This window comes from Acidithiobacillus ferriphilus (assembly GCF_018854775.1).
Lineage (GTDB): Bacteria > Pseudomonadota > Gammaproteobacteria > Acidithiobacillales > Acidithiobacillaceae > Acidithiobacillus > Acidithiobacillus ferriphilus.
In genome coordinates, this window is record NZ_JAAZTY010000228.1 from 1 (window position 1) to 2,803 (window position 2,803).

The following is a 2,803-nucleotide window of genomic DNA, read 5'->3' on the forward strand; positions in this document are numbered from 1 at the left end:
AGTTCATGCACGAGCCACTCATGGCCACCATGACCGTATCACCATCCACATCGACCAGTTCGATATTGCCGCCGTCCATCTGGAATTGCGGGCGCATTTCATCGATCACGGCGGATATTTTCTGGATTTTCTGGACCATGGTCATGGGGGTCGGGGGAACTTTGGCGGCGGGCTTCGCCGCCATGACCGGTAGCGGCGTGCTGCCGTTTACTGTCGCGAGGATATCCTCGATCTGTTCATGGCAACTCTGGCAACCGCCGCCCGCCTTGGTATAGAAAGTGATTTCTTCGACCGTCGACAAATGGTTTTCTCTGGCCACCTTTTCAATGAGCGCCGAGTCGATAGCGAAGCATTTACATACCAGCGCGCCTTCTTCGTGATCATCCGCCCATTCTTCGCCACGGTAATTGGCGATGGCGGCGTGCAGGGCCTCGGCACCCATAACGGAACAATGCATTTTCTCCGGAGGCAGCCCGCCCAAAAATTCAGCGATGTCCTGATTGGTGATTTTGAGCGCTTCATCCAGCGTCTTGCCCTTGATCAGTTCAGTCAACGCCGATGACGAGGCGATGGCGGAGCCGCAGCCAAAAGTTTGGAAGCGGGCATCCAAAATGACATCCGTATCCGGGTCTACCTTGAGCATCAGGCGCAGAGCATCTCCGCAACTGATGGAGCCGACCTCGCCGACCGCGTTGGCTTCTTCGAGGACCCCGGTATTCTTGGGGTTGAAGAATAAATCTTTGACTTTATCGGTATAATCCCACATGGCGTCAGCTCCGATGTCCGCAGGCGGAGGCCGAGGCAGCGGAAGCCTCGTCTCCCGTGGTGAATGACGATCCGCAACCACAGGTTCCCGTAGCATTGGGATTTTCGAAACGGAAGCCGCTGCCGCTGAGTTCGTCCACATAGTCGATGACGACCCCGCTCAGCAGCGTGGCGCTGGCGTTGTCCACGTAAACCGGCACGCCCTCTATCGCCACCACGGTATCATCGGCGCCGGCTTCGGCCTCCAGCCCCATTCCATATTGATAGCCGGAACAACCGCCCCCGGTCACCGCAACCCGCAATCCGCTCGCTTCAGGATTCTCGGCAAGCAGATTCTTTACGACATCCATGGCTTTTTCCGTCAATATCAGCATGACACACTCCTTACGCGACAGGGGTTCCTGTATGCTTTTTAGCAAGACTCGGGCCAGCTTTTGAATTTGTTGTCAACTTATTGTTATTATGAAGACTAATATCGGATGTTTAGGTGTTGTCAGTGTATTTTGTTGCTTTCTCTACATCTTCCAGGATGGTTTTGCAAGGAAACGAACATCACGGGCAGGGCCGAACGGATAGTTGTCCCACGCCGCCTCTCATCGCGGTGTTCACAATCGGCCACGTACCAAAGAACAGTCGAATGCCATCTTGCGGATCATCCCGTAGAGGGTGAGCGCCCAAACGAGCAGCGCCAGATAGAAGAAGACATGCCCGAGAGGGAGCAAAAAGGGCAGTTCCATGCTCTGCGCCATATGAATGGTGCACAAGCTGTACATGCCCAGGGGAAAGACCACGCCCCAGTAAAGCGGATCATAGCGGATAGGAAGCCGCTTGATGCCATGGCGCCAGAGTTCCAGGGTAACCAGCAGCGGGATCCACCAGCTTCCCGTGGCCCAATAAAAGACCGTAAAGCCTTTCAGAAAGGGGAGAAGGGAGTGAAGATAGGGGGCCTTGGCGGCGTTGACGATAAGTAGGGAGCCCGCCAGGGTGGAAATAGCCATAGCCCCCATGTTGATCCAGTATGGTGGCACCAGATCCTTCGCCGTAAGGGGGAAGAAACTGTAACGGTAAAAAATGAGGACTATGATCCAGATGTAGAGCATGCCGCCCCAGAGCCACAGAGAGAGCGCGATGAAATTGAATTCCAGGCGATGCATGGGGTTCAAGTGGGCATCCAGCAGCGTGGCGAGCACGGTGACGGATTGGGCGGCGACCACCGCCAAAAGCCAGGTGCCAGTGATGCCCCCTTCGAGGGAAGGTTTGTTTTTTTGGATGGTAAAGATGGTGAATATGCCGTAATTCAACGTTAGCCAAAGGGCCATGGCAAGACCCCAGAGCAGCATTCCCATCGTCTCATCCTTCGCGAGGAGTATGAACTGGCTGCCGAGGATGGCGGATCCGGCCACCACAGAAAAGAAGCCGGGGCCGCGTTGGTAATCCTTGAGATCCGCGCCCAGCCGCCGCCCAAAGCGCAGGATGCGCCAGACCGTCAGGAACCATAAAACGCCGTAGAACGCCGCATTGAGCCAGAAGAGCGACCGGGCAAGGAGGGGAATACCCATGGCCTGGGCCGTCAGGGAAACGATGCCCGTGGCCATCACCAAAGCGAAATAAGCGGGGGCCAGATCCTGTACGGCGGAGTCCAGCTGCGCTGTGTATTCTCGGCCACGACGGATCAACTCTCCTCCGCCCGCCGCTTGGCCATGGCCGCCCCCAGTCGCCGTGCCACACCTTCTTCCAGGAGCTTTTCAGCCACTGGGAATATCTCGCCATTCTCCAGCGCCACATGAGCCCGGTTCATGGAGATGAAGGGTTCCAGATGCAGCGCTTCGGGTTGCTCCCCGCTCTCCACGGCGAGCAGATCCGCATCCAACACCCGCCAAGCCCCTTCCAACTGCCGATGCTGATCTGTCAGATTGCGCACCACCGCCCGCAGCATGGACGGAAAGTCCGGTCGCGCCAGCAGCCAGGGAAAAAGCTGGTTCTCCTCGTCGGCATGATGGGCGGGACCGGCCATATGAAAGTAGCGGCGGATGCGTGT

Annotated in this window: 4 protein-coding genes; all 4 read right to left on the bottom strand. The window is 57.0% G+C overall.

The window, feature by feature from the left end; all coding sequences use genetic code 11:
- Positions 1–766, bottom strand: a 766-nt coding sequence (nifU, locus tag HF921_RS12685; protein WP_215893944.1) for a Fe-S cluster assembly protein NifU, incomplete at its 3' end; no start/stop codon positions are given.
- Positions 767–770: 4 nt separating this feature from the next.
- Positions 771–1,139, bottom strand: a complete 369-nt coding sequence (locus tag HF921_RS12690; protein ID WP_215850632.1) for a HesB/IscA family protein — start codon at positions 1,137–1,139, stop codon at positions 771–773.
- A 231-nt stretch (positions 1,140–1,370) separates the two neighbouring features.
- Entirely contained in the window at positions 1,371–2,441 is a 1,071-nt protein-coding gene (locus HF921_RS12695) for a tellurite resistance/C4-dicarboxylate transporter family protein (protein WP_226834620.1), read from the bottom strand.
- Positions 2,438–2,803, bottom strand: a 366-nt coding sequence (locus HF921_RS12700; RefSeq protein ID WP_215893945.1) for a hemerythrin domain-containing protein, incomplete at its 5' end; no start/stop codon positions are given. The genes HF921_RS12695 and HF921_RS12700, both read right to left, overlap by 4 nt.